The organism is Streptomyces sp. NPDC001410, assembly GCF_042895235.1.
GTDB lineage: Bacteria > Actinomycetota > Actinomycetes > Streptomycetales > Streptomycetaceae > Streptomyces.
The window spans coordinates 178,269-200,741 of the sequence record NZ_JBIAWE010000015.1; the positions used below are offsets into that span (position 1 = coordinate 178,269).

The window sequence follows — 22,473 nt, forward strand, 5'->3', positions numbered from 1 at the left end:
CGTCGGGCTGGGGCACACCGGGAGCGAGCCGGACGTCGACGACGTCGTACGTGTTTGCCGCCGAGCCGGATCTCCAGCGGCTCCCGCCTCAGCACTCGATGACGTTGACGGCGAGGCCGCCGCGCGCGGTCTCCTTGTACTTGATCTTCATGTCGGCGCCGGTCTCCTTCATGGTCTTGATGACCTTGTCGAGGGAGACGTGGTGACGCCCGTCGCCGCGCAGCGCCATCCGAGCGGCGGTCACGGCCTTGACCGCGGCCATGCCGTTGCGCTCGATGCAGGGGATCTGGACCAGGCCGCCGACCGGGTCGCAGGTCAGGCCGAGGTTGTGCTCCATGCCGATCTCGGCGGCGTTCTCCACCTGCTCCGGGCTGCCGCCCAGCACCTCGGCCAGACCTCCCGCGGCCATCGAGCAGGCCGAGCCGACCTCGCCCTGACAGCCGACCTCGGCGCCGGAGATGGAGGCGTTCTCCTTGAAGAGCATGCCGATGGCGCCTGCCGCGAGCAGGAATCGGACGATGCCCTCCTCGTCGGCGCCGGGCACGAAGTCGAGGCAGTAGTGCAGGACGGCGGGGATGATGCCCGCCGCGCCGTTCGTCGGCGCGGTCACGACCCGTCCGCCCGCGGCGTTCTCCTCGTTCACCGCCATCGCGTAGAGGGTCACCCACTCCATCGCCCGGCTCGCCGGGTCGCCCTCGCTGCGCAGCGCGCGGGCCGCGGCCGCGGCCCGGCGGCGGACCTTCAGGCCGCCGGGGAGGATGCCTTCGCGGGACAGGCCGCGGGAGACGCAGGCCCGCATGACCCGCCAGATCTCCAGCAGTCCCGCGCGGATCTCCTCCTCCGTGCGCCAGGCCTTCTCGTTCTCCAGCATCAGCGCCGAGATGGACAGGCCCGTCTCCTTCGTGAGGCGGAGCAACTCGTCGCCGGTACGGAAGGGGTGGGGCAGCACCGTGTCGTCGAGCTTGATCCGGTCCGCGCCGACGGCGTCCTCGGCGACCACGAAGCCGCCGCCGACCGAGTAGTACGTCTTCTCCAGCAGCGGCAGGCCGTCGGCGCCGTACGCGAAGAGGGTCATGCCGTTGGCGTGGTACGGCAGTGACCGCCGGCGGTGCAGGACCAGGTGGGTCGAGGCGTCGAAGTCGAGTTCGTGGGCCGCGCCGATCTGCGCGCCGAGGAGGCGGATGCGACGTGTGGCGCGGATCCGCTCGACGTCCAGCTCGGCCTGGGCGATGTCGACGGTGTGCGGCTCGTTGCCCTCCAGCCCGAGCAGTACGGCCTTGGGGGTCCCGTGGCCGTGGCCGGTGGCCCCGAGGGAGCCGAACAGCTCCGCCCGCACCGCGGCGGTCCGGGCGAGCAGGCCGTCCTGCTTCAGCCGGGCGGCGAACATCCCGGCGGCCCGCATCGGGCCGACGGTGTGCGAGCTGGACGGGCCGATGCCGATGGAGAACAGGTCGAAGACGCTGATTGCCACGCCATACTCCGTGGGAGGGTCGGGGCATGCCGGGCATGTCCCGGGCAAGCCCCTGCGGGAGGGTTGTCGGTCACCGGCCCGGGTGGAGCGGGTGGCGGGGACGGGCGGCTCATGCGACCGGTACCGCGGTGGCCGGGACGAGGGTGCGGCGCAGCCGGTTGAACAGCTTGGGCTGGTTGAGGGAGAGCACGGCGACGGCGGCGCCCTCGCGGCGGTAGACGGCCGTGAAGGAGCGGCTGTCGAGGTCGCCCTCTACGACCTCGGGCACGGCACCGGGGGCGACGTGTCCGGCGAGTTGGATGCGCACCTGGTACTGGTCGGACCAGAAGTACGGCGCGGTGCGCGGGGCGGGGGCCGACACCCCGGAGAGCAGCGTGCGGGCGGCGGTCCGCGCCTGTTCGGTGGCGTTGGTCCAGTGCTCGACGCGGGCATGCCGTCCGGTGAACGGATGCGGGCAGCGGGCGACGTCACCGACGGCGACCACGCCCGGGACGGCGGTCGCGCAGCCGGCGTCGCACACCACACCGTCGTCGACCTGTACGCCGGAGCCGGCGAGCCAGTCGGTGGCGGGTCGCACCCCCACCCCGACCACGACGATGTCGGCGGGCAGCACCCGCCCGTCGGCCAGTCTCACTCCGGTGACCCGGCCGTTGCCCGTGAAGCCCGCCACGCCGGTGCCGCACAGCAGGGCGACCCCGTGATCGCTGTGGAGCGAGGCGCACACCAGCCCCAACTCGCGCCCCAGTTGGCGCTCCAGTGGTACGTCGAGCGCCTCGACGACGGTGACATGAAGCCCGAGCCGATGGGCGGTGGACGCCACCTCGGCGCCGATGAAACCGGCGCCGATGACGACGACCCGGGGCAGGCCGTTCAGCAACTCGGTGCGCAGGGACCGGGCGTCGTCCAGGGTCCGCAGGGTGTGGACGCCGGCCAGCCCCTCCATGCCGGGGAGCCTGCGGGGGGTGGCGCCCGTCGCGATGACCACGCCGTCGGTGCGCAGTTGCCGTCCTCCGGCCAGGGTCACGGAGCGGTCCGCCGGGTCCAGCCGGACCGCGCGCTCGCCGAGCAGCCACCGCACCCCCAGCTCCTCGTACTCGTCCGCGTCGCCCAGCGCGAGCGCGTCGGCGTCGAGGTCGCCCTTGAGGAACTCCTTGGACAACGGAGGCCGGTCGTAGGGGGTGTGACGCTCCTCCCCGACCACGACGATCTCACCTTCGTAGCCCTCCGAGCGCAGCGCGCGCACCGTGCTGAGGCCGGCCAGCGACGCTCCGACGACGGTGATGCTCCTCATGCCGGTCCTCCGGGTATCAGCGGACGGCTCGTACGTCGAGCTTGTCCTGCAGCCAGGTGTGGAAGGCGCCGATGTGGTGCTCGCTGGGCACCAGGACACCGCCCCCGGTGTAGGCCCGCGAGCTCATCCCGGGCTGGGTGCGCTCACAGGCCTCGAAGTCCTGCTGGTTGACGCGGTGGAAGAGCTCCACCGAACGGTCCACGTCCTTGCCGCTCTCCACCACGTGCGGCAGGTAGAGCCAGTCGCACTCCACCACCGTGCGGTCGTGCGCCAGCGGGTACATCCGGTGGAAGATCACATGGTCGGGCACGAGGTTGATGAAGACCTGCGGCTTGACGGTGATCGCGTAGTACCGGCGGTCCTGGTCCGCGGAGACTGAGGGGATGCGGTCCAGCCCCTCGGAGCCGTCGACGGTGAAGCCCTTGACCTCCTGCCCGAACTCCGCGCCGTGGCCCACGTAGTACTGCGCCGCGTATCCGTCGGCGAACTCCGGCAGGACCTCGGTGAGTTCGGGATGGATGGTGGCGCAGTGGTAGCACTCCATGAAGTTCTCGACGATGAGCTTCCAGTTGGCCTTGACGTCGTAGGTGATGCGCCGGCCCACCTCGAGGTCGTCGATCCCGTAGTTCTCGATCGACTCGGTGTCGCCCAGCCGCTCGGCCGCGGCCCCGATCACGTCCTCCTCGAAGGACGGCGGGTTGTCGGCCAGGCACACCCACACATAGCCGAGCCACTCCCGGACGTGAACGTCGACCAGGCCGTACGCGGTCCGGTCGATGTCCGGCATCGAGGTCAGGTTCGGCGCGGCGACCAGCTTGCCGTCAAGGCCATAGGTCCAGGCGTGATACGGGCACTGGAACGCCCGCTTGACCTCGCCGGACTCCTCGGTGCAGAGCTTGGCGCCGCGGTGCCGGCAGATGTTCAGGAACGCCTTGATCGCGCCGTCCCGGGAGCGTGAGACCAGCACGCTCTCCCGCCCGACCTGACAGGTGCGGAACTGACCGGGTTTGGCCAGTTCCGCGGCACGGGCCACGCAGAACCACATGGCCTCGAAGACGCGCTCCTGCTCCGACGCGAAGACGGCGGGGTCGGTGTAGTACTCGCCGGAGAGCGTGGAGATCAGGCTCGGGGGCAGATCGGTCGTGGTCATCGGTGTCACCTCGAAAGACGTCAGACGCGGACGCGGCGCGGGCCGAAGAGGATGATGAGGGCGATGAGGCGTCGTTGCGTATTACGCATCAAGCATCGTTATAAGCAACCGTCAAACTGTCTGCTCCTGCGGCGGCAGCTGTCAAGGGGTTGCCGCACGTCGCGCGTGCGCGCCACGGTGACGCCGGTGCACGACCGTTGCGTATCGCACAGCGCGATGCGTCAAGAAGAACTCCACCCCTTGACCAGTCAGCCACCCTGGCTGGACCATGTTGCGTATTACCCATGTCGTTGCGCATTGCGCATCCAGGGAGGATGTCATGTCTCCTCGACCGCAGCCCGGCCGCGAGTTCGTCCTCACCCTCTCGTGCCCGGACCGGGCCGGCCTCGTCCACGCCGTGACCAGCTACCTGGTGACCCATTCGGGCAACATCCTGGAGAGTCAGCAGTTCGACGACCGGCTCCAGGACCGCTTCTTCATGCGGGTGCACTTCGACGTCTCGGGCCCCTCCTCACTGGAGGACCTGCGCACCGGCTTCGGCCCGGTCGCCGAGGCGTACCGGATCACCTGGCGGCTGCACGACGCGTCGACCCCGACCCGCACGCTGATCATGGTGTCGAAGTTCGGCCACTGCCTGAACGACCTGCTCTTCCGCAGGTCGACGGGCGCGCTCAACATCGAGATCCCGGCGATCGTCTCCAACCACCGCGACTTCGAGCCGCTGGCGCAGAACTACGGCATCCCCTTCCACCACATCCCGGTGACACCCGACACCAAGACGGAGGCCGAGGCCCGGCTGCTCCGGCTCGTCGACGAACTCGACATCGACCTGGTGGTACTCGCCCGGTACATGCAGATCCTCTCCGACGACCTGTGCAAGCAGCTCGAAGGCCGGGCCATCAACATCCACCACTCCTTCCTGCCGAGCTTCAAGGGGGCCAAGCCGTATGTCCAGGCCCACCAGCGCGGCGTCAAGCTCGTCGGGGCCACGGCGCACTACGTCACGCCCGACCTCGACGAAGGCCCGATCATCGAACAGGACGTCGTCCGTGTGACCCACTCGCACGCCCCGGACGAGCTGGTCACCCTGGGCCGCGACGTCGAGGCCCAGGTGCTCGCCCGCGCCGTGCAGTGGCACAGCGAGTCCCGGGTACTGGTCAACGGCCACTGCACGGTCGTCTTCCGCTGACGCGCCGGACGCCTTCAGCGTTGCCATCGCGCTACCCGGGCTGAGCCCCCTCCCGGCCCGCGGCGGGCGCGACACGGCGTTCCAGGCGTACGACGACGCTCTTGGACGTCGGCGTGTTGGAGGTGTCGGCCACCGAGTCGAGCGGGACGAGCACATTGGCCTCGGGGAAGTAGGCCGCACAGCAGCCACGGGGCGTGTCGTACGCGACGGCGCGGAACGCCTCCGCCCGCCGGTCCGGACTGTCCGGCCACTCGCTCACGAGGTCCACCGCCTCGCCGTCGTCGATCCCGCGCTCCGCGAGGTCCTCGGGGTGCACGAAGACCACCCGTCGTCCCTGGTGGATGCCGCGATAGCGATCGTCGAGGCCGTAGATCGTGGTGTTGTACTGGTCGTGGCTGCGCAGGGTCTGCAGCAGCAGGCGGCCCGGCGGTACCCGCAGCACCTCCACGGGGTTGACCGTGAAGTTGGCCTTGTCCGTGCCCGTCGGGAAGCGCCGCTCGTCGCGCGGGGCGTGCGGCAGGGTGAAGCCGCCGGGGCGGCGTACCCGGGTGTTGAAGTCGGTGAAGCCGGGCACGACCCGGGCGATGCTGTCGCGGACGGCGTCGTAGTCGGCCTCGAAGGCCGCCCACGGCACGTCGCCGCCCGGGCCGAACAGGCTCCGGGCCAGCCGGCAGACGATGGCGGGCTCGGAGAGCAGGTGCGGCGATGCGGGCGGCAGTCCGCCCCGGGAGGCGTGCACCATCCCCATCGAGTCCTCGACGGTGACGAACCGGTTCGCGCCGTCCGGCCCCTGGTCGCGCTCGGTACGGCCGAGCGTGGGCAGGATGAGGGCCTCGCGGCCACAGACGGCGTGGGAGCGGTTCAGCTTGGTGGAGACCTGGACCGTGAGCCGGCAGCTGCGCAGGGCGCGCTCGGTGGCGGCCGTGTCCGGGGCGGCGGAGACGAAGTTGCCTCCCATGGCGAAGAACACCTTCACCGCGCCGGTGCCCATCGCCCGGATCGTCTCCACCGCGTCGAAGCCGTGCCGGCGGGGCGGCTCGAAGCCGAACTCGCCCTGCAGCGCGTCGAGGAAGGCCGGCGCCGGTTTCTCGTAGATGCCCATCGTGCGGTCGCCCTGCACGTTGGAGTGGCCGCGCACGGGACACACCCCGGCGCCGGGGCGGCCGATGTTGCCGCGCAGCAGAAGGAAGTTCACCACTTCACGGATGGTGGGCACGGAGTGCTTGTGCTGGGTCAGGCCCATCGCCCAGCACACCACGACCGACCGGGCGGACAGGACGTCGCGGGCGGTGGCCTCGATGGCGTCGAGCGGAAGTCCGGTCGCCTCCGCGACGTCGCCCCAGTCGAGTGTGCGCAACTGGTCGGCGCAGGCCTCGAAGCCGTCGGTGTGCTCGGCGATGAAGTCGTGGTCGAGGACCGTGCCGGGCGCGGCGTCCTCGGCGTCCAGCAGCAGCCGCGACAGCGCCTGGAAGAGCGCCAGGTCGCCGCCGAGCCTGATCTGCAGGAAGCGGTCCGCAAGGGGCGTGCCGCCGCCCGCGAGGCCGCGGGCGTTCTGCGGGTTCCTGAAGCGCAGCAGCCCGGCCTCCGGCAGCGGGTTCACGGCGACGACGCGCGCACCGCGGCGCTTGGCCTCCTCCAGGGCGGACAGCATCCGGGGATGGTTGGTGCCGGGGTTCTGCCCGACGACGAAGATCAGCTCGGCGTCGTACAGGTCGTCGAGGCGGACACTGCCCTTGCCGATGCCGATCGTCTCGGTGAGCGCCGAACCGCTCGACTCGTGGCACATGTTGGAGCAGTCCGGCAGGTTGTTGGTGCCGAACTGCCGCACGAACAGCTGGTAGAGGTACGCGGCCTCGTTGGAGGTGCGGCCCGAGGTGTAGAAGGCGGCCTCGTCGGCGCTGCGCAGCGCCCCGAGTTCCCGGGAGACGATGTCGAACGCCGTCTCCCACGTGACAGGTACGTAGGTCTCCGAGTCGGCGGGCTTGTGCATCGGCCGGGTGAGCCGGCCCTGTTGGCCCAGCCAGTAGTCGCTGCGGCCCGCGAGTTCACTCACCGGGTGCGCGGCGAAGAACTCCGGGGTCACCCGGCGGACGGTGGCCTCCTCGGCGACGGCCTTGGCGCCGTTCTCGCAGAACTCGGCCGTGTGCCGGTGGTCCGGCTCGGGCCAGGCGCAGCCCGGGCAGTCGAAGCCGTTCTTCTGGTTGACCTTGAGCAGGGTCAGCGCGGTGCGCCGGATGCCCATCTGGTCGTACCCCATGCGCAGTGCGTGAGTCACCGCGGGGATCCCGGCGGCCCACTGCTTGGGCGCGGTCACCTCCAGGGCGCCCTCGCCGGGTTCCTCGCGCGGGGCCTTGCGTGCCATGGCTGTCTCTCCTCATGGACAGGGCGAACAGTGCCGTCAGCGCAGCCGGGCCCGCGCCGACACATCCGCCTCGACACCCCAGCGAGCGGTCACCCGTACCGCGTCGCATGTCGAGGCCACATCGTGCACACGCAGGCACCAGATGCCCTGCGCGGCGGCCAGAACGGACACCGCGGTGGTCGCGGCGTCCCGCTGCGGCGCCGGGCGGGGGTCTCCGGTCACCGGGTCCGCCAGCAGTCGGCCCAGGAACGACTTGCGTGACGCGCCCAGGAGGACGGGGCGGCCCAGCGCGGACACTTCCCGGAGCCGGCCCAGCAGTTCCCAGTTGTGCCCGGGCTCCTTGGCGAAGCCCAGCCCGGGATCGACGATCAGGCAGTGGGGCGGGATCCCCGCCCGCAGCGCGGCCTCGATCCGCAGACGCAGTTCGTCGACCACGTCCGTGACGACATCTCCGTAGACGGCGTTGGCCTGCATGCCGGCGGCGTGTCCGCGCCAGTGCATCAGCACGTACGGCGTGTCCGCCCGCGCCATCAGCGGCAGCATCGCGGGGTCGGCGAGGCCGCCCGAGACGTCGTTGACCAGCCGGGCGCCCGCGTCGAGGGCGCGGGCGGCCACCTCGGCCCGCATGGTGTCCACGCTGACGGTCCCGCCCGCCGCGGCGAGTTCCCGCACGACGGGCAGAACGCGCCGCAACTCCTCCTCGGCGGACGGGCGTACGGCGCCCGGGCGGGTCGACTCGCCGCCGACGTCCACGATGTCGGCGCCCTGCTCGAACAGCGCGCGTCCGTGCGCGACGGCCGCTTTTGGGGCGAACGACCGGCCGCCGTCCGAGAACGAGTCCGGGGTCACGTTCACCACGCCCATGACCAGCGTGCGGCCCGGCCGGGGCAGCCCGTGCGGGTGCAGGTCCGGGAGTCCGGGGCGCGTCGAGACGGTGGCGGTCACCGGGGTTCCGCCCTGCGCACCGGCATGCTCGTCACGTGACGCGCCACGTGACGCGGATCATGCGACACCGGCGTATTCCGCGGCCGCGTCCAGCAGCCAGTCGGCCAGGTAGCCGGCGAAGGAGGAGCGCACCAGTACCCAGAAGCCGGCCCTGGTCTCGTCGCGGGCGACGAGGACGACCTGGGCTCGGGCCAGCGTCGTCTGGGCGCAGCGGCCGGGTCCGAAGGCGCGCGGGTGGAGGTCCAGCGGGCAGCCGTGGGAGAGCAGGTCGCGGGCGCGGGGGCCCGCGACGAGGAGGGTGGTGCGCTGGGCGGAGACGTCGGTGACGGAGACGGGCTCGTCCCCGGCCGCCGCACGGATCCGGCTCTCCAGATCGCGCTCGGTGCCGGGCCGGCCCACCACCAGCCATTCGTCGGGGCCGAGCCACACCGCGGTCACGTCACCCGTGTGCACGACCGTGTTGGGTTCCAGGGGCAGTTGGAGTCCCAGGGCCAGCCCGACGGCGTCCGCTGCCGGGCTCTTGGCATCGAGGCGGACGTTCACCTGGGCCAGGAAGGGGAGTTCGGCCAGGCGGATCGCGCCCCGGGAGGAGCGCGTCACGGCGGCCAGGCGGTGCGCGGCATCCGCCATGGGGCTGCGCTGCCGTGCGGTCTGGGCGGTGTCAGCCATCGCGGCGGGCTCCCTCGGGGTCGTAGAGGACAGGGCTTGCGACGGTCACCGGCAGCAGCCGGTCGGCGACGGGCGCGTAGAGGCGTTCACCGATGCGGTCCCTGCCCCCCTTGACGAGGGCGAGCGCGAAGGTCCGGCCGAGCGCCGCGCTGCGGTAGCTGGAGGTGACGTGGCCGAGCATCGGGACGGGTGGGGCGGGCAGTTCGCTCTCGGCGACCAGCTGCGTGCCCTCGGGGAGGAAGGCGCCGGGATCGTCCGGGAGCAGGGCGACCAGGTGCTTGCGGTCGGGGCGGACGGTGTCGGCTCGGGCGTAGGAGCGCTTGCCGATGAAGTCGGGCTTCTTCTTCGACACCGCCCAGCTCATGCCGAGGTCCTGCGGGGTGACCGTGCCGTCCGTGTCCTGACCGATGATCGGGTAGCCCTTCTCCGCGCGCAGGACGTGCATGGTCTCGGTGCCGTACGGGGTGATGCCGTACGGGGTGCCTGCCCGGTACAGCGCCTCCCACAGGGCGAGGGCGTCCCAGGGCGACACGTTGATCTCGTAGGCGAGTTCCCCGGAGAAGCTGATCCGGCACACGCGCGCGTCGATGCCGGCGACGGCCGTCTCCCGCCACGCCATGAACGGGAAGTCCTCATTGTCCACGGCGAGTCGAGGCGCGAGAGAGGCCAGGACCTCACGGGACCGGGGGCCGACCAGTGCCACGGTGGCCCACTGCTCCGTGACCGAGGTGCAGTGCACCCGCAGTTCGGGCCACTCGGTCTGCAGCCACTCCTCCATCCAGTCCAGGACGGCGGCCGCGTTGCCGGTGGTGGTGGTGACCAGGAACCGGTCCTGGGTGAGCCGGATGACCGTGCCGTCGTCGAACACCATCCCGTCCGGGCGGCACATGAGGCCGTAGCGGATCATGCCGACCTTCAGGGTGCTCATCATGTTCGTGTAGAGCAGGTCGAGGAAGTGCGCGGCGTCCGGGCCCTGCACATCGATCTTGCCGAGCGTGGAGGCGTCCATGAACGCCACGCCCTCGCGGGCCGCCCGGCACTCGCGCAGCACCGCGGTCTCCATGTCCTCGCCGTCCTGCGGGTAGTACCAGGGCCGCTTCCACTGGCCGACGTTCTCGAAGAGGGCGCCGTGCTCGACATGCCAGCCGTGCAGGGTGGTCGTGCGGATCGGGTCGTGCAGCGCGCCGCGGTCGCGGCCCGCGAGGGTGGCGAAGGAGACGGGGGTGTACGGCGGCCGGAAGGTGGGCAGGCCGAGCGCCGAGACGTCCACACCGAGGAGTTCGGCGACGACCCCGCTCGCCAGGACGCCCCCGGTCCTGCCCTGGTCGTTGGCGGTGCCCGCCGTGGTGTACCGCTTGGTGTGCTCCACCGAGCGCAGGCCCGCACCGGTAGCCCGCGCGAGGTCGTCGACCGTGACGTCGCGCTGGAGGTCGACGAACCGGGGTGCGCCGGTGGCGGTCGGCACGGTGAAGACCTGCATGGGCGGGGTGTGCGGCTGGGCTGCGACGGTGGGCAGGGCGGGTGTCTTTGCGGTGTACCCCTCCGCCTCGACCGCGCGGGCGCCGGCCGCCGCGCCCTGCGCGAGGGTCGTGGCGAGGTCGAAGGCGCCGTTCGCACTGCCGGCGACCTCCACCGCCTGACGGCAGCTGTCGGGCACGAACGTGCCGAGCACGTCGTCGTGGCGGAGCTTGCCGCCCGCCTGGCTGTAGAGGTGCGCGACGGGGTTCCAGCCGCCGGCGACCAGGAGCAGGTCGACGGCGAACTCCCGTTGTCCGGCGGCGTCCCCGTACGGGGCGACGGTCACGGCGGTGAGACGGTCCACGCCCTCCGTGCCGGTGACCGCGTGTCCGGCCAGGACCTCGATCCCGGCGGCCCGGGCACGCTCGGCCCACTCCCCCGGCTCGGGCCGGGTGTCGACGATCGCCGCGATGCCCACACCCGCCGCCGCCAGGTCGAGTGCGGCGGCGTAGGCGCTGTCGTTGGTGGTGAACACGACCGCGCGCCGGCCGGGCAGGACGGCGTACCGGTGGAGGTACGTCCGGGCCGAGGCGGCCAGCATCACGCCGGGGCGGTCGTTGTCGCCGAACGCCAGCGAGCGCTCGTGGGCGCCGGTGGCGAGGACGACGCGCCGGGCGCGGATCCGCCAGACGCGCTCGCGGGAGACGTGCTCCGGGGCGTCGGCACCGAGGTGGCTGGTACGGCGCTCCACCGCGAGGAGGTGGTTGTCGTCGTAGTGGCCGAAGACGGTGGTGCGGCGCAGGACACGTACCTCGGGGGCGGCTTCGAGCCGGGCGCGCGTCGCCGCCACCCAGTCTGCGTGCTCGCCGGTGCCGAGGAGGCTGCCGCCGGGCTCGGGCTGGTCGTCGGCGAGGATGACGCGTGCGCCGGATTTCGCTGCCGCGGTTGCAGCAGCGAGGCCGGCCGGGCCGGCGCCGACGATCAGCAGGTCGCAGTGGGCGTGTACGGCGTCGTAGCGGGCGGGGTCGGGTTCGGTGGCGAGGCGTCCCTGGCCGGGGAGGCTGCTTGCGACCAGGCCGTCGTACAGCTCGACGGTGGTGGCGGGGAGCATGGGCTCGGGGAAGGGGGCCTCGATCTGGACTACCGCGTTGGGTTCTTCGACGCCGGCGGAGAAGATGCCTCTCGGGCGGCCGAGTTTGATGCTGGTGGCGGCTTGGATGATGCCGTTGGCGAGGAGCGCCGAGGCGAGGGTGTCGCCTCGGTAGCCCTGGTATTCGGTGCCGTCGAAGGTGAACGTGAGGGGCGTGGTGCGGTCGATTCGGCCGCCGGTGGGGGTGCGGAAGGGGTGGTCGCCCCCGCCGCCCCTACCCGTCCCGTCCTCCAGGGGCTCTGCCCCTTCGACCCCGCTGGGGGCTGCGCCCCCAAACCCCCGCTTCGGCCCTGAAAGGGCTTCGTCCTCAAGCGCCGGACGGGCTGACGATGCCAGCCGTGGCTGGGATGTGACCGCAGGTCGCTCCACCCTCTCCGGGCGCGGCTCGCCCGACCGGTACACCGCCAAGATCTCGTTCGTCGCCGTGTCCCGTACCGCGTTGAACCACCTGCGGCAGCCTGCCGCGTGGCTCCAGCGCTCGGCGAAGGGGCCCTTGGGGTTGTCGCGGAAGAAGAGGTAGCGCGCCCACTCCTCGTCGGTGAGGGCCGCGGGGTCCTCGGGGTAGGGGACGTGGGCCTGGCCGCCGTAGTGGAACTCGGCCTCGTCGCGGGGCCCGCACCACGGGCAGGGGATGAGCAGCATGGTTCGGCTCCCTAGTGGGCCACCGCGGCCGCGCCGTGCTCGTCGACGAGCGCGCCGGTGGTGAAACGGTCGAGCGAGAAGGGGGCGTTCAGGGCGTGCGGGGTGTCGTGCGCGATGGTGTGGGCGTAGACCCAGCCGACGCCCGGGGTGGCCTTGAAACCGCCGGTGCCCCAGCCGCAGTTGAGGTAGAGGTTGTCGACCGGGGTGAGGCCGACGATGGGTGAGGCGTCCGGGCTGACGTCGACGATGCCGCCCCAGGTGCGCAGCACATGAGCGCGGGCGAAGACCGGGAAGAGTTCCAGAGCGGCGGACATCTGTTCCTCGATGATGTGGAACGCGCCGCGCTGGGTGTAGGAGTTGTAGGCGTCGATGCCCGCGCCCATCACCAACTCGCCCTTGTGGGCCTGGCTGACGTACACGTGGACCGCGTTGGACATGACGACGGTGGGATGCACCGGCTCCAGCAGCTCCGACACCAGGGCCTGCAACGGGTGGCTCTGGAGCGGGAGTTCGATGCCCGCCATGGCGGCGAGGACCGAGGTGTGGCCGGCCGAGCACAGGGCCACCTTGCCCGCGGCGATCGGGCCGCGCGTGGTCTGCACGCCGACCACCCGGCCGTCGGCCATGTCGAGGCCGGTGACCTCGCAGTTCTGGATGATGTCGATGCCGGCGGCGTCCGCGGAGCGGGCGAAGCCCCAGGCCACGTAGTCGTGCTTGGCGATGCCGGCGCGCGGCTGGTAGGTGCCGCCGAGGACCGGGTAGCGGACGTCGGGTGAGATGTTGACGATCGGGCAGACCTCTTTGACCTGCTCGGCGTCGAGCCATTCGGCGTCGACGCCGTTGAGCCGGTTGGCCTCGACCCGGCGCACGCTGTCGCGGACGTCCTGCAGGCTGTGGGCGAGGTTCAGCACACCGCGCTGGGAGAAGAGGATCGGGTAGTCGAGTTCCTCCTCCAGTCCCTCCCACAGCTTCAACGCGTGCTCGTAGATGCCCGCGCTCTCGTCCCACAGGTAGTTGGAGCGGATGATCGTGGTGTTGCGGGCCATGTTGCCGCCCGCGAGCCAGCCCTTCTCCAGGACCGCGACGTTGGTGATGCCGTGGTTCTTCGCCAGGTAGTGCGCGGTGGCCAGGCCGTGTCCGCCGCCGCCCACGATCACCACGTCGTACGACCGCTTGGGCTCGGGATCGCGCCAGAGCCAGTCGGGGTGGTCGGGCAGGTCGGCGCCGGGGGTGCGCGGGCTCATCGGACGTCTCCTGAAGTGCCGGAAAGGTGCGGGTAGAGCGGGTGCCTGTCGGCCAGTGCCTGCGTGCGGGCACGCAGGGCGGGCACGTCCGGCTCGGGCTGGAGGGCCAGTGCGATCACGTCGGCGACCTCGGCGAAGTCCTCCTCGGTGAAGCCGCGGGTGGCCAGGGCCGGGGTGCCGATGCGCAGGCCGGAGGTGACCATGGGCGGGCGCGGGTCGAAGGGGACGGCGTTGCGGTTGACCGTGATGCCGATCTCGTGGAGGAGGTCCTCCGCCTGCCGGCCGTCCAGCTCCGAGTCCCGCAGGTCGACCAGGACGAGGTGGACGTCGGTGCCGCCGGTCAGCACCTTCACTCCGGCCGCTGCCGCGTCGGGCCGGGTGAGGCGCTCGGCGAGGACGCGGGCGCCCACGAGCGTACGGGCCTGCCGGTCGGCGAACTCGGGCGAGGCCGCGACCTTGAAGGAGACGGCCTTCGCGGCGATGACGTGCTCCAGCGGGCCGCCCTGCATCCCGGGGAACACCGCCGAGTTGAGCTTCTTGGCGAGGTCGGCGTCGTTGGTGAGGATGACTCCGCCGCGGGGACCGCCGAGAGTCTTGTGCGTGGTGGTGGTGACGACGTGGGCGTGCGGGACGGGGCTGGGGTGCAGTCCGGCGGCGACCAGGCCCGCGAAGTGCGCCATGTCGACCATGAGGAGGGCGCCGACCTCGTCGGCGATACGGCGGAAGGCCGCGAAGTCCAGCTGCCTCGGGTACGCCGACCAGCCCGCGATGATCATCTTGGGCCGGTGTTCCTTGGCGAGCCGCTCCACCTCGTCCATGTCCACGAGGTTGTCCGCCTGGGAGACGTGGTACGGCACGACGTTGAGCATCTTGCCGCTGTAGTTGATGCGCATGCCGTGGGTGAGGTGGCCGCCGTGCGCGAGGTCGAGGCCGAGGATCGTGTCGCCGGGCTGGAGCAGGGCGAAGAAGACGGCGGTGTTCGCCTGGGCGCCCGAGTGCGGCTGGACGTTGGCGAAGCCCGCCCCGAAGAGGGACTTGACCCGCTCGATCGCCAATCGCTCGGTGACGTCGACGTGTTCGCAGCCGCCGTAGTAGCGGCGCCCGGGATAGCCTTCGGCGTACTTGTTGGTCGCGACCGAGCCCTGCGCCTCCATCACGGCCGTGGGCGCGAAGTTCTCGGAGGCGATCATTTCCAGGGTGGACTGCTGGCGGTGCAGCTCGGCGCGGAGCGCGGTGTGGACCTCGGGGTCCAGCTCGGCCAGCGGGGTGTTCAGCGCGTTCATACGGGGTTCGCGTTCCTCTCGGCGGCCTCGACGACGTTGGCGAGCAGCATCGCCCGGGTCATGGGTCCCACTCCGCCGGGCATGGGCGCGACCCGTCCGGCGACCTGGGCTGCCTCCGGGTGGATGTCGCCGACGAGCCCGTGCTCGGTGCGGGTGATGCCGACGTCCAGGACGGCCGCGCCGGGGCGCAGCATGTCCGGGGTGATCAGTCCGGGCGAGCCGGCCGCCGCGACGACGATGTCCGCCTCGCGTACGTGCCAGGCCAGGCCCCTGGTTCCGGTGTGGCACAGGGTGACGGTGGCGTTCTCGGAGCGGCGGGTGAGCAGCAGTGCGATCGGCCGTCCCACGGTGATGCCGCGCCCGATCACACAGACCCGCGCGCCGGCGATGGGCACTTCGTAGCGGCGGAGCAGTTCGACGATGCCCCGTGGGGTGCACGGCAGCGGGGCGTCGACGCCGAGAACCAGTCGGCCGAGGTTGACCGGGTGCAGGCCGTCGGCGTCCTTGGCGGGGTCCATGCGCTCCAGTACGGCGCCCGCGTCCAGGTGGCCCGGGAGCGGCAGCTGGACGATGTAGCCGGTGCAGGCCGGGTCGGCGTTGAGTTCGTCGATGACGTCCTCGACCTGCTGCTGGGTGGCGTCGGCGGGCAGGACGCGGCGGAGAGAGGCGATACCGACCTGTGCACAGTCGCGGTGCTTTCCGGCGACGTAGGCGTGGCTGCCCGGGTCGTCGCCGACGAGCACGGTGCCGAGGCCGGGCTGCCGTCCGGTGGTGGCGGTCACCTTGGCCACGCGCTCGGCGAGTTCACGACGGACGGCGGCGGCGGTCGCCCTGCCGTCGAGGAGTTGTGCGGTCACCGGCGGTCCTCCTTGTCCACGGTCAGCCACGGAGGCGGGACATGGTCGGGTCGAACAGGGGCTCCTCGGCGACGGTCGCCTCGACGCGCTGGTCGAAGTAGCCGATGTGCACCGTGGTACCGGGGGTGGCCAGCTCCGCCGGGAGCCAGGCGTAGGCGATGCCCTTGCCGATGGTGTGGCCGTGGGCGGCGCTGGTCACGTAACCGACGGCGCGGTCCCCGTCGTACACCGGCTCCTTGCCCATGACGACGGCCCGCGGGTCGTCGATGGTGAGGCAGCTCAGCCTGCGCCGCACGTCGGCCTTGCGGCGCTCCAGTGCGGCCTTTCCGACGAAGTCGCCCTTGTCGAGCTTGACGGCGAAGCCGACGCCGGCCTCGTAGGGGTCGTGCTCGTAGGTCATGTCGGTGCCGAAGGAGCGGTAGCCCTTCTCCAGGCGGAGGCTGTTGAAGGCGCCGCGGCCGGCGATGATGCCGCCGAGCGGCCGGGCCGCCTGCCACAGGGTGTCCCAGAGCTTGGCGCCCTGGTCGGCGGTCGTGTAAAGCTCCCAGCCGAGTTCGCCGACGTAGGACAGCCGCATCGCGGTGACCGGCACCGAGCCGATGTAGGCGCGCTTGGCGCGGAAGTACTTGAGGCCCTCGTTGGAGAAGTCCTCGTCGGTCAGCGGCTGCAGGACCTCGCGGGCCAGCGGGCCCCACAGGCCGATGCAGCAGGTGCCGGGGGTGATGTCGCGGACCTGGACCGTGCCGTCGGCCGGGAGGTGGCGGGTGAACCAGTCGAGGTCCAGGTTGCCGTTGGCGCCGACCTGGAAGAGGTCGCGGGCGAGGCGGGCGACGGTGATGTCGCTGCGGATGCCGCCGTCGTGGTCCAGGAGCAGCGTGTACGTCACCGAGCCGACGGACTTGGCGACCTTGCCGGTGACCAGGCCCTCCAGGAAGTCGGCGGCACCGGGGCCGCTCACCTCCAGGCGCTTGAGGGCCGTCATGTCGTACAGGGCGACGGTCTCGCGGGTGACCTGGGCCTCGGCGCCGACGATGGGCGACCAGTAGCGGGCGGCCCAGTCGTTGGGGGTGGGGATGGCGCGGCCTTCGACCAGGCCCGCGTTGGCTTCGTACCACTGGGGTCGCTCCCAGCCGTTCGCCTCCAGGAAGAACGCGCCGTGTTCCTGCTGGCGGGCGTAGAAGGGGCTGGTGCGGATCGGGCGCGGCTTCCCGGACGGCTGGAGGGGGTGGAGGATGTCGTAGACCTCGACGAAGTTCTGGCAGTCGCGGGCCAGGACGTACTCCGGGGAGAGCTGGTGCGGCTCGAAGCGGTTGACGTCGCACTCGTGCAGGTCGAAGGAGGAGCAGTAGCCGTCGACCAGCCATTCGGCGACGGCCCGGCCGACGCCCGCGGAGTGGGTGACCCACACGGCCTCGGCGACCCAGAAGCCCTGGACGTCCGGGGATTCGCCGAGCAGCGGGTAGCCGTCGGTGGTGAACGAGAACAGGCCGTTGATGCCCTCCTCGACCTCGGCCTCGCGGGTCGCGGGAAGCAGCGACCGGGTCTCGGTCCAGGCGTCCTCGAAGTCCGCCTCGGTGAACTTCAGGACCGAGGGCATCTGTTCGGCCTCGTCCACGGAGAGGATGTCGTCGGCGGAGACGGGCATGGGGCGGTGGCCGTAGTAGCCGATGCCGAGGCCGTCGAAGCGGTCGCGGTAGTAGAGGTCGGCGTCCTGGTGGCGCAGGATCGGGCGCACCGCCTCCTCGGTCTGGCCGGCGAGGGCGGGGATCGGGCCGGTCCAGGCGAGCTGGTGGGCGAGCGGGGTGAGCGGCAGGTTCATCCCGACCATGCGGGCGATCTTCGGTCCCCAGATGCCGGCGCAGCACACGACGATGTCGGCGGGGATCTCGCCCTGGTCGGTCACCACGCCGGTGACGCGGCCCTCGCTCTGCCGCACGTCGAGGACTTCGTGGCGGGCGAGGAAGCGCACACCGCGCTCGGTGGCCCGGCGGATCTGGGCCTCTACGGCGAGGACGGCCTTGGCGAGGCCGTCGGTGGGGACGAGGAGACCGCCGAGGATCTTGTCGCGGTCGACCAGCGGGTGGTGCTCCACGCACTCGTCGGGGGTCAGCAGCCGCGACTCGATGCCCCAGGCGGTGATCCAGCCGTGGCGGCGCCGGAGTTCGGAGAGGCGCTCGGGGCTGGTGGCCACTTCGAGGCCGCCGACCTGGAGGAAACAGGGCTTGCCGTCGACGTCGAGGGAGCAGAACTTCTCGACGGTGTAGCGCGCCAGCTCGGTCATGGTCTTCGAGGGGTTCGTCTGGAAGACCAGGCCCGGCGCGTGCGAGGTGGATCCCCCCGTGGCCGGGAGGGGGCCCTGGTCGACGACGGTCACCTCGGTCCAGCCGCGTGCGGAGATCTCGTCCGCCAGGGCGGCTCCCACGACGCCCGCTCCGATGATGACCACTCGGGGTCCCGCCATCGCCCAACCTCCGAACATTGAGACCGGTGCAGTTGCTTTCTCCGCAACTTGGTTCAGGTTGCGCAACTCAATGTGCCCGTCCCCGAAGGGGGTGTCAAGGGGTCCGTGACGTCGGAAAACGGCCCGAAACACGCCCCTGGACACGGCAATGCCCGGCGGGCGGCGCGCATCTGCACGCACCGCCCGCCGGGCATGTCCGACCCGTCGTCCCGACTCGGCCTACTTGAGCCAGGCGTCCACCTTGTCCTTGTTGGCGTCGACCCACTTCTTCGCCGCCGCCTCGTCGGACATCTTGTCCTGGGCGATGTACTTGGCGACCTCGTTCTGGTCGTCGTTCGTCCAGTTGAAGTTCTTCACCAGGTTGTAGGCAGGGCTGCCGGACTTGGCGAACTTCGCGCTGACGATCTTGTTCAGGTCGTACACGGGATAGTCGCAGGCGATCTTCTCGGCGACGGCGTCACAGCCCGTCGTGTACTTCGGCAGGGAGACCTTCTTCAGTGGGACCTCGGACAGGAACCACTGCGGCTCGTAGAAGTAGCCGAGCACCCACTGCTTGTTCTTCTCGGCGGTGCGGAAGGCCTGGATGAGCGCGGTCTCGCTGCCCGCGTACACCACCTTGAAGTCCAGCTTCAGGTTCTTCACCAGCGCCGCGTCGTTGGTGACGTACGACGGGTCGCCGTCCAGGAGCTGGCCCTTGCCGCCCGACTCGGAGGTCTTGAAGTGGGACGCGTACTTGTTGAGGTTCTTCGAGTCGAGGATGTCGGGGTGTGCCTTGGCCAGCCACGGCGGCACGTACCAGCCGATGATGCCCTTGTTGCCGGTCTGGCCGGCGTCGACGGCGGTCTTCTGCTGGTCGATGTACTTCTTCTTCAGATCGTCGTGGCCCCAGTTCTCCAGGACGGCGTCGACCTCGCCGGTCCCGAAGCCCTGCCAGGCGATCTCCTCCTTGAGGTTCTTCTTGGTGACCTTGCAGCCGAGGTTGTGCTCGGCCACGTACGCGACGACCGCCGCGTCCGCCTCGTAGCCCACCCACGGGTTGACCGCGAGGTTGAACGTGCCGCACTTGCCGGAGCTGCCCGCGTCGTCCGAACCCGAGGAGGTGTCGCCGATCTTTGCCCCGCCGCAGGCGGTGAGCGTGAGGCCGAGGACGGCCAGGCCGGCCGCGCCGGCTCGCCAGTGTCTTGCCATGGTGTCGTGCTCCTTAAGCGCTCGCGCGTCGCGCCGCTGCCTGAGTGATCCGGTCGAACATGACTCCGAGCAGTACGATGGCGAGTCCCGCCGCCAGCCCCTTGCCGTACAGCTCTCCCTGCGAGAATCCGGCCACGACGTCGTAGCCGAGGGCGCCCGCGCCTACCAGGCCGCCCACCACAACCATCGACAGCACGTAGATCAGGCCCTGGTTGGTCGCGAGCGTCAGGGCACTGCGTGACATCGGCAGTTGGACCTTGGTGATGATCTGCCAGGTGTTGCACCCGGCGGAGGTGGCCGCTTCCACGGTGGTCTCGGGCACGGCCCGGATCCCGTCCGCGATGATCTTCATGGCGACGGGCGCGCCGTAGACGATCGCGGCGACGATGGCCGTGAAGCGGCTGGCGCCGAACAGTGCGAGGAACGGCACCAGATAGACGAACGGCGGCATGACCTGGGCCGCGTCCAGGCTGGGCCGGATCAGCCGGTCCACCATCATGCTGCGCCCCATCCAGACGCCGAAGACGATGCCGAGCACCATCACCAGCACCGTCGCGACGAGCGTCGAGGCCAGCGTGGTCATGGCGTCCGACCACAGGCCGGTGCCGACCAGCAGGCCCACGCACACGGCCGTGGTGATCCCGGCCTTCCAGCCGCCGAGCACCACGCCGAGTGCGACCAGCACCGCGCCGACGAGCCACCACGGGGAGTCGGTGAGCAGCGTCTGGAACGGGTTGAGCAGGCCGTTGGTGATGACGTCGCGGAGGGCGTTGGTCAGGCCCGCCAGGTTGTCCTGCGCCCAGTTGGTCGCGGTGTCCGCCGCGCTCGCGATGTGGCTGCCGACGGTGCCGTCGCCGGGGAAGTCGGCCGCCCACACGTAGGTGTGCGAGAGGTAGATCAGGACCGTGGTGACCGCTGCGCCGGCGCCCAGCAGGGGCCGGCGCCACTTCGCGAAGCTGTGCTTGGAGTTGCGTGCGTTCTCCTCGCGTGCGGCGGCCGCGGTCGTCACCCGGTCCAGGACGATCGCCATGACGACGATGGCGAGGCCCGCGTTGAAGGCCGTGCCGACGTCGAGCGACTGCAGGGCCTGGATGACGACCGGGCCGAGGCCGGGTGCGTTGATCAGGGCCGCGATGGTCACCATGGCCAGGGCGGCCATGATGGTCTGGTTGACGCCCATCACGACGGTCCGCTTGGACATCGGCAGCAGGACCTTCAGCAGCGACTGGCGGCGCGTGGCGCCCAGCGAGTCGGCCGCCTCGACCGTCGTCGCCGGCACGTTCCGGATGGCGTGCGCGGTGATGCGGATGGCCGGCGGAGCCGCGTAGATCACGGTGGCGATGGTGGCGGAGGCACCGCCGATGAGGAAGAACAGGGTCAGCGGTGCCAGGTAGACGAAGGTCGGCATCGTCTGCATGAAGTCCAGGAACGGCGTCATGATCCGGTTGAACCGGTCGGACAGCCCTGCCCACACCCCCAGCGGGATCGCGAACAGCAGCGCCACGAAGACCGCGGAGAGGGTCAGCGCCAGGGTGTCCATGCTCGGCTGCCACAGGCCCTGCAGCCCCATGAAGGTGAAGCCGGCCACGGCCAGCAGCGCGACCCGCCAGTTGCCCACGGCCCAGGAGACGTAGCCGACGAGGCCGACGACGCCGAGCCAGCCGATCTGCGGGACCGGGCGGGCGCCGGAGGGCTGGGAGATCAGGTGCTGGATGAAGGTCACCAGGTTGTCGATGACCAGCCGGATCTCGTTGAAGAAGTACAGGAAGAGCGGGTTGGAGTTGCGGTTGGCGCCGATGGAGTCGTTGAGGTCGTTGAGCCACCGGTGCAGATCGGTGAGGTCGGCCGCCGCCAGGGACAGGGTCCCCTTGCCGCGCAGCACGGCGAACAGCACCAGCCAGACGACCAGGATCGCGCCGACCACCATCGGCCGGCCGACCTTGCGTGTCCCTTTGGCGGGAGCGGCCGGTTCGGCCGTCCCCGTCTTCTCGGGTTTCTCGATGACGACGGTCATCACGCGCCGCCTTCCTGCCCGGCGACCACCGCGAGGATCTCCTCGTCGCCGACGATGCCGAGCAGCTTGCCGTTCTCGACGACCTTGACCGGCTTCTCGGCCGCGAGGACGGCGCGGGTGGCCTCGCGTACGACGACGTCCGGCCCCAACTCTGGCCCGTCGAGGGCGTCGCCGGGCTCGGCGGGACGCATGATCCACCGCAGGGTGAGCACGTCGCCGCGCGGCACGTCCTTGACGAACTCGCGTACGTAGTCGTCGGCGGGGGCGCCCACCAGCTCGTCGCCGGTGCCGCACTGGACCATCTTGCCGTCGCGCATGATCAGGATGCGGTCGCCCAGCTTGAGCGCCTCGGAGAGGTCGTGGGTGATGAACACCATGGTCTTGCCGACCTCGTGGTGCAGCCGGATGACCTCGTTCTGCATGTCGCGCCGGATCAGCGGGTCGAGCGCGGAGAACGGCTCGTCGAAGAAGAGGACGTCGGGGTCGCCGGCCAGGGCCCGGGCGAGGCCGACGCGCTGCTGCATACCGCCGGAGAGCTGGTCCGGGTAGGAGTTCTCGTAGCCGGCGAGGCCCACCAGCTCGACGACCTCCAGGGCCCGCTTGGTGCGTTCGGCCTTGCTCATGCCGCGGATCTCCAGGCCGAAGGCCACGTTGTCGACCACGCGGCGGTGGGGCAGCAGCCCGAAGTGCTGGAAGACCATGGAGAACTTGCGGCGGCGCAGCTCGCGCAGGCGCCTGTCGTCCGCCTCGCGGATGTCCTGGCCCTCGAAGACGACCTCGCCGGCGGTGGGTTCGATCAGTCGGGTCAGACATCGCACCAGCGTGGACTTGCCGGAGCCGGACAGGCCCATGACGACGAAGACCTCGCCCGGCGCCACCTCGAAGTTCACGTCGCGTACGGCGGCGGTGCATCCGGTGCGCTCCATGAGCTCGCGGCGGGAGAGACCGCACAGCTCCTCCGATCCCGGCACCCGGTCGGCCTTCGGCCCGAACACCTTCCACAGATTGCGCACGGATATGACCGGAGTGGCGTCCGAGTCCTGGGGTGTGCCGCGCCGCTGCGGCACCTCGGTCTGTGTTGGGGTCACGATCGACCTCT

General features: G+C 70.9%; 15 protein-coding genes. 1 reads left to right on the forward strand and 14 read right to left on the reverse strand.

Going from position 1 to position 22,473, the window contains the following annotated elements; translation table 11 throughout:
- Positions 1–88: 88 nt before the first annotated feature.
- From ACFY3C_RS30775 to ACFY3C_RS30785, 3 genes are all read right to left on the reverse strand, one after another.
- A complete protein-coding gene (locus tag ACFY3C_RS30775; RefSeq protein ID WP_390773084.1) occupies positions 89–1,471 on the reverse strand; it encodes an L-serine ammonia-lyase in 1,383 nt (460 codons plus the stop codon).
- 109 nt (positions 1,472–1,580) lie between these two features.
- A complete protein-coding gene (locus tag ACFY3C_RS30780; protein ID WP_390773085.1) occupies positions 1,581–2,762 on the reverse strand; it encodes an NAD(P)/FAD-dependent oxidoreductase in 1,182 nt (393 codons plus the stop codon).
- A 16-nt stretch (positions 2,763–2,778) separates the two neighbouring features.
- Positions 2,779–3,912, reverse strand: a complete 1,134-nt coding sequence (locus tag ACFY3C_RS30785) for an aromatic ring-hydroxylating dioxygenase subunit alpha (RefSeq protein ID WP_390773086.1) — start codon at positions 3,910–3,912, stop codon at positions 2,779–2,781.
- A 319-nt stretch (positions 3,913–4,231) separates the two neighbouring features.
- Between ACFY3C_RS30785 and purU the strand changes: the two genes are divergently transcribed.
- Positions 4,232–5,101 carry a formyltetrahydrofolate deformylase gene (gene purU, locus ACFY3C_RS30790; protein WP_390773087.1) on the forward strand — a complete coding sequence of 290 codons (870 nt, stop codon included), beginning with the start codon at positions 4,232–4,234 and terminating at the stop codon, positions 5,099–5,101.
- A 31-nt stretch (positions 5,102–5,132) separates the two neighbouring features.
- Here the strand turns inward: purU and ACFY3C_RS30795 are convergent, their stop codons facing one another.
- From ACFY3C_RS30795 to ACFY3C_RS30845, 11 genes are all read right to left on the reverse strand, one after another.
- Entirely contained in the window at positions 5,133–7,463 is a 2,331-nt protein-coding gene (locus ACFY3C_RS30795) for an FdhF/YdeP family oxidoreductase (RefSeq protein WP_390773088.1), read from the reverse strand.
- Between the two features lie 36 nt (positions 7,464–7,499).
- On the reverse strand, positions 7,500–8,327 hold the full coding sequence (folP, locus tag ACFY3C_RS30800; protein ID WP_390773131.1) for a dihydropteroate synthase: 828 nt from the start codon (positions 8,325–8,327) through the stop codon (positions 7,500–7,502).
- A 138-nt stretch (positions 8,328–8,465) separates the two neighbouring features.
- Positions 8,466–9,077: a sarcosine oxidase subunit gamma gene (locus ACFY3C_RS30805; protein ID WP_390773089.1), complete on the reverse strand. Its 612-nt coding sequence runs from the start codon at positions 9,075–9,077 to the stop codon at positions 8,466–8,468.
- A complete protein-coding gene (locus tag ACFY3C_RS30810; RefSeq protein ID WP_390773090.1) occupies positions 9,070–12,327 on the reverse strand; it encodes a sarcosine oxidase subunit delta family protein in 3,258 nt (1,085 codons plus the stop codon). The genes ACFY3C_RS30805 and ACFY3C_RS30810 overlap by 8 nt, the downstream gene beginning before the upstream one ends.
- An 11-nt stretch (positions 12,328–12,338) precedes the next feature.
- Positions 12,339–13,571 (reverse strand): sarcosine oxidase subunit beta family protein, encoded by a 1,233-nt coding sequence (locus ACFY3C_RS30815; protein WP_390773091.1) that lies wholly within the window; start codon positions 13,569–13,571, stop codon positions 12,339–12,341.
- Positions 13,568–14,854 (reverse strand): serine hydroxymethyltransferase, encoded by a 1,287-nt coding sequence (glyA, locus tag ACFY3C_RS30820; protein WP_386575339.1) that lies wholly within the window; start codon positions 14,852–14,854, stop codon positions 13,568–13,570. Before glyA ends, ACFY3C_RS30815 begins: the two co-directional genes overlap by 4 nt.
- The gene (locus tag ACFY3C_RS30825) at positions 14,851–15,711 is read right to left on the reverse strand and encodes a bifunctional methylenetetrahydrofolate dehydrogenase/methenyltetrahydrofolate cyclohydrolase (RefSeq protein WP_390773092.1); all 861 of its coding nucleotides are present in this window, start codon (positions 15,709–15,711) and stop codon (positions 14,851–14,853) included. The genes glyA and ACFY3C_RS30825 overlap by 4 nt, the downstream gene beginning before the upstream one ends.
- 22 nt (positions 15,712–15,733) lie before the next feature.
- Positions 15,734–18,172, reverse strand: a complete 2,439-nt coding sequence (locus ACFY3C_RS30830; protein WP_390773093.1) for an FAD-dependent oxidoreductase — start codon at positions 18,170–18,172, stop codon at positions 15,734–15,736.
- 219 nt (positions 18,173–18,391) lie between these two features.
- The gene (locus ACFY3C_RS30835; protein ID WP_390773094.1) at positions 18,392–19,360 is read right to left on the reverse strand and encodes an ABC transporter substrate-binding protein; all 969 of its coding nucleotides are present in this window, start codon (positions 19,358–19,360) and stop codon (positions 18,392–18,394) included.
- 13 nt (positions 19,361–19,373) lie between these two features.
- Positions 19,374–21,374, reverse strand: coding sequence for an ABC transporter permease (locus tag ACFY3C_RS30840; protein WP_390773095.1), 2,001 nt, complete (start codon positions 21,372–21,374; stop codon positions 19,374–19,376).
- Entirely contained in the window at positions 21,374–22,462 is a 1,089-nt protein-coding gene (locus ACFY3C_RS30845; RefSeq protein WP_389177571.1) for a glycine betaine/L-proline ABC transporter ATP-binding protein, read from the reverse strand. The genes ACFY3C_RS30840 and ACFY3C_RS30845 overlap by 1 nt, the downstream gene beginning before the upstream one ends.
- Positions 22,463–22,473 lie beyond the last annotated feature (11 nt).

Excerpts from the sequence above, each read along its gene's own strand:
- ACFY3C_RS30785 (WP_390773086.1), bottom strand. The coding sequence starts at position 3,912 with ATGACCACGACCGATCTGCCCCCGAGCCTGATCTCCACGCTCTCCGGC.
- ACFY3C_RS30835 (WP_390773094.1), bottom strand. The coding sequence starts at position 19,360 with ATGGCAAGACACTGGCGAGCCGGCGCGGCCGGCCTGGCCGTCCTCGGC.
- ACFY3C_RS30830 (WP_390773093.1), bottom strand. The coding sequence starts at position 18,172 with ATGGCGGGACCCCGAGTGGTCATCATCGGAGCGGGCGTCGTGGGAGCC.
- ACFY3C_RS30815 (WP_390773091.1), bottom strand. The coding sequence starts at position 13,571 with ATGAGCCCGCGCACCCCCGGCGCCGACCTGCCCGACCACCCCGACTGG.
- ACFY3C_RS30780 (WP_390773085.1), bottom strand. The coding sequence starts at position 2,762 with ATGAGGAGCATCACCGTCGTCGGAGCGTCGCTGGCCGGCCTCAGCACG.
- ACFY3C_RS30805 (WP_390773089.1), bottom strand. The coding sequence starts at position 9,077 with ATGGCTGACACCGCCCAGACCGCACGGCAGCGCAGCCCCATGGCGGAT.
- glyA (WP_386575339.1), bottom strand. The coding sequence starts at position 14,854 with ATGAACGCGCTGAACACCCCGCTGGCCGAGCTGGACCCCGAGGTCCAC.
- ACFY3C_RS30795 (WP_390773088.1), bottom strand. The coding sequence starts at position 7,463 with ATGGCACGCAAGGCCCCGCGCGAGGAACCCGGCGAGGGCGCCCTGGAG.
- ACFY3C_RS30840 (WP_390773095.1), bottom strand. The coding sequence starts at position 21,374 with ATGACCGTCGTCATCGAGAAACCCGAGAAGACGGGGACGGCCGAACCG.
- purU (WP_390773087.1), top strand. The coding sequence starts at position 4,232 with ATGTCTCCTCGACCGCAGCCCGGCCGCGAGTTCGTCCTCACCCTCTCG.
- folP (WP_390773131.1), bottom strand. The coding sequence starts at position 8,327 with ATGGGCGTGGTGAACGTGACCCCGGACTCGTTCTCGGACGGCGGCCGG.
- ACFY3C_RS30810 (WP_390773090.1), bottom strand. The coding sequence starts at position 12,327 with ATGCTGCTCATCCCCTGCCCGTGGTGCGGGCCCCGCGACGAGGCCGAG.